The organism is Burkholderia sp. Tr-20390 (assembly GCF_017104595.1).
Taxonomy (GTDB): Bacteria; Pseudomonadota; Gammaproteobacteria; order Burkholderiales; family Burkholderiaceae; genus Burkholderia.
In genome coordinates this window covers 1-8,302 of record NZ_JAAGPC010000277.1, presented here as the reverse complement: position 1 = coordinate 8,302, position 8,302 = coordinate 1, and the positions used below count along the sequence as shown (strand labels likewise).

8 protein-coding genes are annotated in these 8,302 nt (G+C 65.5%); 6 read left to right on the top strand and 2 right to left on the bottom strand.

Annotated features, from left to right (window positions below):
- On the top strand, positions 1-333 hold a 333-nt coding region (locus G3N98_RS37025; protein WP_206150895.1), incomplete at its 5' end, for a hypothetical protein.
- Between the two features lie 175 nt (positions 334-508).
- On the opposite strand, the gene G3N98_RS37020 is transcribed toward G3N98_RS37025, so the two are convergent.
- Positions 509-1,285, bottom strand: a complete 777-nt coding sequence (locus G3N98_RS37020; RefSeq protein ID WP_069247041.1) for an enoyl-CoA hydratase — start codon at positions 1,283-1,285, stop codon at positions 509-511.
- 129 nt (positions 1,286-1,414) lie between these two features.
- Between G3N98_RS37020 and paaN the strand changes: the two genes are divergently transcribed.
- From paaN to paaK, 5 genes are all read left to right on the top strand, one after another.
- Complete coding sequence (gene paaN, locus G3N98_RS37015) at positions 1,415-3,121, top strand: phenylacetic acid degradation protein PaaN (protein WP_089472092.1); 1,707 nt, start codon at positions 1,415-1,417, stop codon at positions 3,119-3,121.
- Between the two features lie 87 nt (positions 3,122-3,208).
- On the top strand, positions 3,209-4,411 hold the full coding sequence (gene pcaF, locus G3N98_RS37010; RefSeq protein WP_206150894.1) for a 3-oxoadipyl-CoA thiolase: 1,203 nt from the start codon (positions 3,209-3,211) through the stop codon (positions 4,409-4,411).
- Positions 4,412-4,456: 45 nt separating this feature from the next.
- Positions 4,457-5,248 carry a 2-(1,2-epoxy-1,2-dihydrophenyl)acetyl-CoA isomerase PaaG gene (gene paaG / locus G3N98_RS37005; RefSeq protein WP_206150893.1) on the top strand — a complete coding sequence of 264 codons (792 nt, stop codon included), beginning with the start codon at positions 4,457-4,459 and terminating at the stop codon, positions 5,246-5,248.
- A 1-nt stretch (position 5,249) separates the two neighbouring features.
- Complete coding sequence (gene paaI / locus G3N98_RS37000) at positions 5,250-5,702, top strand: hydroxyphenylacetyl-CoA thioesterase PaaI (RefSeq protein ID WP_071335534.1); 453 nt, start codon at positions 5,250-5,252, stop codon at positions 5,700-5,702.
- 38 nt (positions 5,703-5,740) lie between these two features.
- Positions 5,741-7,039 carry a phenylacetate--CoA ligase PaaK gene (gene paaK, locus G3N98_RS36995; protein WP_206150892.1) on the top strand — a complete coding sequence of 433 codons (1,299 nt, stop codon included), beginning with the start codon at positions 5,741-5,743 and terminating at the stop codon, positions 7,037-7,039.
- Positions 7,040-7,301: 262 nt separating this feature from the next.
- On the opposite strand, the gene G3N98_RS36990 is transcribed toward paaK, so the two are convergent.
- The coding region (locus G3N98_RS36990) for an MltA domain-containing protein (RefSeq protein WP_206150891.1) at positions 7,302-8,302 on the bottom strand (1,001 nt) is incomplete at its 5' end.

Below are 8,302 nucleotides of genomic sequence, written 5' to 3'. Positions count from 1 at the left end.
AATATGAATCACTTCATAAACCTGACTTACTTTAGTGTGAGACTCTTGATACTTTCGCTATCTGATCCGAGGATCAGCTCGCTTTCATCAAGCGCCCACACTTATCGGCTGTTAATTTTTAAAGAGCATTCTGCGAGGAACTTCGTGTTTCCCGGCAGCGCTGCGTTTTCAGCAGCAGAGAAGCGAGATTATGAACCGTGTTTCGCAGTTCGTCAACAACTTTTTAACATCATCGTTGCGACTGCGGGGCTCAACTTCCAGGCCAGCTGCGCGCTTCAGACTCCAGCACACCACCCACCCTGCTTCCCTTCTCCCGCGCCGCGTTTCCGTTAGCGCGAAAGAGGCGTGATTCTAAGCACCCACCCTCGTCTACGCAAGCCCTTTGTGAAAATATTTTGAAAAAGCCCCCGTGCGCTGGCGCGCACGGGGGCTTTGGGCTCGACGGGCCGGGCAATCATGCAGACGACGGATACCGCAACGTCGCCGGCCAACTACCCCAGCAACTCGATCAGCGGTGCTTGAACACTGGCTTCCGTTTTTCGACGAATGCCGCCATCCCTTCCTTCTGGTCTTCGGTCGCGAACAGCGAATGGAACAGCCGACGCTCGAAGTGGACGCCTTCGGCCAGCGTCGTCTCGTACGCGCGGTTGACCGACTCCTTGACCATCATGACCGCCGGCAGCGAAAACTCGGCGATCGTCGCCGCGGCGGCAAGCGCCTCGTCGAGCAGCGTGTCGGCCGGCAGCACGCGAGACACGAGCCCCGCGCGCTCCGCTTCGGCAGCATCCATGAAACGGGCAGTCAGGCACATATCCATCGCCTTCGCCTTCGACACCGCGCGCGGCAGACGCTGCGTGCCGCCCGCACCCGGCATGACACCCAGCTTGATTTCCGGCTGGCCGAACTTGGCCGTGTCCGCCGCAAAAATGATGTCGCACATCATGGCCAGCTCACAGCCACCGCCCAGCGCAAAGCCCGAAACCGCCGCAATGATCGGCTTGCGGATCTCGCGGACCGTCTCCCAGTTGCGCGTGATGTAGTCGCCCCGGTAGACATCCATATAGGAGTAGGTCGCCATCATGCCGATGTCCGCGCCAGCCGCGAACGCCTTCTCGCTCCCGGTCACGACGATCGCACCGATGCCATCGTCCGCATCGAACGCTTTCAGCGCGGCTCCCAGTTCATCCATCAGCGCATCGTTCAGCGCATTCAGCGCCTTCGGACGGTTCAGCGTAACCAGCCCGACACGCCCCCGGGTCTCCACCAGGATGTTCTCGTAAGCCATCTATTTCTCCTCGATCAATGAAATGAGAAACGCCTCGCACATGCGAATAGTTTGATGCTACCATTCTCCGACCAACCGGTCGGTTAATTAATCGATCCAACCCCTCTCAACGCCCATCAGGCTGCCGCCATGACCCATGCACTGTTCACGAAGCACGAAGACACGCTGAAACACGCACTCGCCGCCATCGAGAGCCGCGGGTACTGGAGCCCGTTCGCCGAAATGCCGAGCCCCAAAGTGTACGGGGAAAGCGCGAACGCAGAGGGTGAGGCCGCGTTCAAGTCGCACCTCGACAAGACGTTCGCGATCGACCAGCCGGCATCCGGAGAAACGGTCGGCGCAGAGCGGTCGCCGTACGGCATTGCACTCGGCATCCGGTATCCGAAGTCGACGCCCGACGAACTGATCGCCGCCGCTGCCGCAGCACAACGCTCGTGGCGCGAAGCCGGCCCGAGCGCCTGGATCGGCGTCAGTCTCGAAATCCTCGCGCGCCTGAATCGCGCCAGCTTCGAAATCGCCTACAGCGTGATGCACACCACGGGGCAGGCATTCATGATGGCGTTCCAGGCCGGCGGCCCGCACGCGCAAGATCGTGCGCTCGAGGCAGTCGCCTATGCATGGGACGAACTGCGCCGCATCCCGGCCGACGCGCACTGGGAAAAGCCGCAAGGCAAGAACCCGCCGCTCGCGATGCACAAGCGCTACACGATCGTCCCGCGCGGCACCGGGCTCGTGCTCGGCTGCTGCACGTTCCCGACCTGGAACGGCTATCCCGGCCTGTTCGCCGATCTCGCAACCGGCAACACCGTGATCGTCAAGCCGCATCCCGGCGCAATCCTGCCGCTCGCCATCACCGTCCGGATCGCTCGCGACGTGCTGCGCGAAGCCGGTTTCGATCCGAACGTCGTCACGCTCCTCGCGACCGAACCCAACGACGGCGCACTCGTCCAGGATCTCGCGCTGCGCCCCGAGATCAAGCTGATCGACTTCACCGGCAGCACGCAAAACGGCACGTGGCTCGAACGCCATGCCCACCAGGCACAGGTCTATACAGAGAAGGCCGGCGTCAACCAGATCGTGATCGACTCGACCGACGACCTGAAGGCCGTCGCCAAGAACATCGCGTTCTCGCTGGCACTGTACTCCGGCCAGATGTGCACGGCACCGCAGAACATCTACGTGCCGCGCGACGGCATCCGGACGGCGGACGGCCATGCGAGCTTCGACGAGGTCGCACAAGCCATCGCCGTTGCCGTGCAAAAACTCACCGGCGACCCGGCACGCTCGGTCGAACTGATCGGCGCAATCCAGAACGAAAGCGTGACCGCACGCATCGACAACGCCCGCGAGCTCGGCCGCGTGCTCGCCGACAGCCTGACCCTCCAGCACCCTGCGTTCCCAGATGCCCGCGTGCGCACGCCGCTCGTGCTGCAACTCGACGTGGCCGATCGCGAGAAATTCACGCAGGAGTGGTTCGGCCCGATCTCGTTCGTGATCGCGACCGACTCGACCGCGCAGTCGCTCGACCTCGCCGGGGAAATCGCGGCGGAACATGGCGCGCTGACCCTCTCCGTCTACAGCACCGACGACGCGATCGTCGACGCCGCCCACGACGCGGCGGTACGCGGTGGCGTCGCACTGTCGATCAACCTGACGGGCGGCGTGTTCGTGAACCAGTCTGCCGCGTTCTCGGATTTCCACGGCACGGGCGCGAATCCGGCAGCCAACGCGGCGTTGGCCGACCCGGCGTTCGTCGCCAACCGGTTCCGCGTAGTGCAAAGCCGTGTCCATGTTGCGCCGAAAGCAGCACCGGTGGAAGCCGGCCAACCGGCATAACCCGAATGGCCGACGTGCAAACGCCGCCACGTTCTCTACCATGAACGAATCCGCCACCCGGCGGGTTCGTTGCTCATCGATACGCCCATGACAGACGCCTATATCTGCGACGCGATTCGCACTCCCATCGGCCGCTACGGCGGCGCCCTGAAAGATGTCCGCGCCGACGACCTCGGTGCGGTGCCGCTCAAGGCGCTCATCGAGCGCAACCGTGACGTCGACTGGACGGCGATCGACGACGTGATCTACGGCTGCGCGAACCAGGCCGGCGAGGACAACCGCAACGTCGCGCGCATGTCGGCGCTGCTCGCCGGCCTGCCGACCGACGTGCCCGGCACGACGCTGAACCGGCTGTGCGGCTCCGGGATGGACGCGGTCGGCACAGCCGCGCGCGCGATCAAGGCGCGCGAGGCGCGCCTGATGATCGCAGGCGGCGTCGAGAGCATGACGCGTGCGCCGTTCGTGATGGGCAAGGCCACGAGCGCGTTCGCACGCCAGGCCGACATGTTCGACACGACGATCGGCTGGCGCTTCATCAATCCGCTGATGAAACAGCTGTATGGCGTCGATTCGATGCCCGAGACGGCCGAAAACGTCGCGGTCGACTACAACATCAGCCGAGCCGACCAGGATCTGTTCGCGCTCCGCAGCCAGCAGAAGGCCGCGCGTGCGCAGCAGGACGGCACGCTTGCCGACGAAATCGTTGCCGTCACGATTCCGCAGAAGAAAGGCGATCCGGTGGTCGTCTCGCGTGACGAGCATCCGCGCGAGACATCGCTCGAAGCGCTCGCGAAGCTGAAGGGCGTCGTGCGCCCGGACGGCTCGGTGACGGCCGGCAACGCCTCGGGCGTCAACGACGGTGCGTGCGCGCTGCTGCTCGCCAATGCGCAGGCAGCCGACCAGTACGGCCTGCGCCGCCGCGCACGCGTCATCGGCATGGCGACAGCCGGCGTCGCGCCGCGCGTGATGGGCATCGGGCCCGCGCCGGCCACGCAAAAACTGCTGCACCAGCTCGGCATGACAATCGACCAGTTCGACGTGATCGAGCTGAACGAGGCGTTCGCGTCCCAAGGTCTCGCGGTGCTGCGCATGCTCGGCGTCGCCGACGATGATCCGCGCGTGAACCCGAACGGCGGTGCGATCGCACTGGGCCACCCGCTCGGCGCATCGGGCGCACGGCTCGTGACCACGGCGCTCCACCAACTCGAGCGTACGGGCGGCCGCTTTGCGCTCTGTACGATGTGCATCGGCGTCGGCCAGGGCATCGCGCTCGCGATCGAACGCGTGTAACCGACGCACCGCGCGCCTATAACGAAGTCATGAAGGAGACACTGCATGTCCTATCAGGCGATTCAGCTGGAAATCGATCAGGCCTCGAACGTAGCCACGATTACCCTCAACCGCCCCGACAAGCTGAACAGCTTTACGCGGGCGATGCATCGCGAGTTGCAGTCGGCACTCGATGATGTCGAGGCAGCCGGCACGCGCGCACTGATCCTCACGGGTGCTGGGCGCGGCTTCTGTGCGGGCCAGGACCTGGCCGATCTCGACTTCACGCCGGGCGCGTCCACCGATCTCGGCGCGCTGATCGACGAGCACTTCAATCCACTGATCCGCCGCCTGCAGCGTCTGCCGATTCCGGTGATCGCCGCCGTCAACGGCACGGCGGCCGGTGCCGGTGCGAACCTCGCGCTCGCCTGCGATCTCGTGTTCGCCGCCCGCTCGAGCAGCTTCATCCAGGCCTTCGTCAAGATCGGTCTCGTGCCGGATTCGGGCGGTACGTGGTTCCTGCCGCAACGCATCGGCATGGCACGCGCGCTGGGGCTCGCGCTGACCGGCGACAAGCTCGGCGCCGAACAGGCCGAGCAATGGGGCTTGATCTGGCGCGCGGTCGACGACGACGCGCTCGCTGCGTCAGCCCGCCAGCTCGCCACCCAGCTCGCGCAGCAGCCGACGCTCGCGATCGCATCGATCAAGCAATCGATGCGTGCCGGTGTCACGAACACGCTCGACCAGCAACTCGACATGGAACGCGACCTGCAGCGCATGCTCGGCCAGTCGCACGACTACGCGGAAGGCGTGAAGGCATTCATCGAGAAGCGCGCGCCGCGCTTCGAGGGGCGTTGACATGACAAACGCCACTGCCACGCTCGACCCCGATGCGCTCGCCCGCGCCACCGCGCGGGCCATGTACGACGCCGACGCATGCAGCCGTGCGTTCGGGATGGAAATCGCCGAAGTACGCGCCGGCTACGCGCGCCTGCAGATGCGCGTGCGGCCGGAATTCCTGAACGGGCATCAGACCTGCCATGGCGGGATCATCTTCACGCTGGCCGATTCGACGTTCGCGTTCGCGTGCAACTCGTACAACGTGAATACCGTCGCGGCCGGCTGCTCGATCGAATTCCTGCGCCCCGTGCACGGCGATGACGTGCTGACGGCCGAGGCGATCGAGCAGGCGCGTGCCGGCCGCCAAGGCATCTACGACATCCGCGTCACGAACCAGACCGGCGAAACCGTCGCGATGTTTCGCGGCAAATCCGCCCAGATCAAGGGCACGGTCATCCCGGAAGACCGCTGACGTCGACGGCTCGCACATAACAAACACTGGAGACATGCATGACTACCCCGCTACCGCTCGAGCCGATCGAGACCGCCTCACGCGACGAGCTGACCGCGCTGCAGCTCGAGCGCCTCAAGTGGTCGCTCCGGCATGCGTATGACCACTCCCCCGTCTATCGTCGCAAGTTCGACGACGCGGGTGTCCACCCGGACGACCTGAAGACGCTCGCCGACCTGTCGCGCTTCCCGTTCACGACGAAGAGCGACCTGCGCGACAGTTACCCGTTCGGGATGTTCGCGGTGCCGCAGGACCAGATTTCGCGCATTCATGCGTCGTCGGGCACGACCGGCAAGCCGACGGTCGTCGGCTATACGGCCCGCGACATCGACACATGGGCGAATCTCGTCGCGCGCTCGATCCGCGCCGCCGGTGCGCGCCGCGGCGACAAGGTGCACGTCAGCTACGGCTATGGCTTGTTCACGGGCGGGCTTGGCGCGCACTACGGTGCCGAACGCGCAGGGCTGACCGTGATCCCGTTCGGTGGCGGCCAGACCGAGAAGCAGGTGCAGCTGATCCAGGATTTCCGGCCCGACATCATCATGGTGACGCCGAGCTACATGCTGTCGATCGCCGACGAAATCGAGCGCCAGGGTCTCGATCCCGTGCAGAGTTCGCTGCGCATCGGCATCTTCGGCGCGGAACCCTGGACCAACGACATGCGCGTCGCGATCGAGCAGCGGATGGGCATCGATGCGGTCGACATTTACGGGCTGTCCGAAGTGATGGGCCCCGGCGTCGCGTCCGAATGCGTCGAGACCAAGGACGGCCCGACCATCTGGGAAGACCACTTCTATCCGGAAATCATCGATCCCGAAACCGGCGAAGTGCTTCCGGACGGCGAACTCGGCGAGCTCGTGTTCACGTCGCTGACGAAGGAGGCGCTACCGATCGTCCGCTACCGGACCCGCGACCTCACGCGGCTGTTGCCCGGCACTGCCCGCACGATGCGCCGGATGGAGAAGATCACCGGGCGCTCGGACGACATGATGATCGTGCGCGGCGTCAACGTGTTCCCGACGCAAATCGAGGAGCAGTTGCTCAAGCAGCGCGCGCTCGCCCCGCACTATCAGATCGTGCTGACGAAAGAAGGCCCGCTCGACGTGATGACGCTCAATGTCGAGCCTTGCCCCGAGACAGCACCCGATACGGCGGCGATCCACGCGGCAAAACAGGCGCTCGCCTACGACATCAAGTCGCTGATCGGCGTGACGGCCGTGATCAACGTGCTGCCCGTGAACGGGATCGAACGGTCGGTCGGCAAGGCGCGACGCGTCGTCGACAAGCGCAGGGGCTGACGAAAATCGCTGCGCGTGCATGACGCGCGGTGAATCCAAAGTGGCAAATGAAACAGCCCGATCGGCCAACACCGATCGGGCTGTTTCATTCCAGGACGCCTTTGGGCATCCGCCGACGCAACACGCGCATCACGAAATCTGACATCGCACGGACGCCCTCACGATCAGAGCGACGTGCCACGCACACCGCCGCTTCCACGAATGCCGCGTCTACCGTATCGGCGGCGACCCGAGAAACCCCAGCCACCCGCGCCGCGTCACATCACGAATTCGGGAACAGCAGCCACATCCGGCCGACCTGCTTCATCCGCCCGGCCTGATCGCCTGCATCGTCGCCGAGCCCCCAGAAATAGTCGGCCCGCACGCCCCCCTTGATCGCGGAGCCCGTATCCTGCGCGAACACGAGCCGGTTCATCGGCGTATTCGTCAGCGGGCGCGTGGTCTGCAGGAACACGGGCGTGCCGAGCGGGATCGACGACGGGTCGACGGCGATCGAACGCTCCGGCGTCAGCGGCACGCCCAGCGCACCGATCGGGCCGTCGGCCCCGCCGTGCGGTGCATCTTCCTTGGTCGGCATGTCGCGGAAGAACACGAACCGCGGGTTCGTATCGAGCAACGCGTCGACCCGGGTCGGGTTCGCCTTCGCCCACGCCTTGATGCCCTGCATCGTCGCCTGAGCGGGCGTCAGCTCGCCACGATCGAGCAGCCACTTGCCGATCGAGCGGTACGGCTGGTTGTTGGTGCCGCCAAAGCCGACCCGCATCACCGAACCGTCGTCGAGCAGCACGCGCCCCGAGCCCTGCACCTGCAGGAAGAACGCTTCGATCGGATCGTCGACCCACACGAGTTCGTTGCCGTTCAGGATGCCGGCGCGTTCGAGCTGCGCGCGTGCCGGCAGCGCGGCGCCCGCGCGATAACCGGCCGGCCAGCGGTAGAGCGCGTACTGATACGGACCGCGACGCACGCGCGAACCGTGCAGCAGCGGCTCGTAATAGCCGGTCACGAGCCCGTCGAGCGTACCGTCGGTGTTCGCAAGCTGGAACGGCGTGAAATACGTTTCGAAGAACGTGCGTGCACTGCTGACGTCGAGCTCGTCGAGCCGGTCGGCGGCCGCGCAAGCGCGTGCCCAGGCCGGCTGGCGCGCGAGCCGCACGCAGTTCTGTCGCAGCGCGGCGGTTGCGCCGAGCAGCGAATCGTCCTGCCAGCCCGGCACCTGCTGCCACGCGACCGGCGTGAGCCGCTTCGCGGCGACCTGCCCCGGCA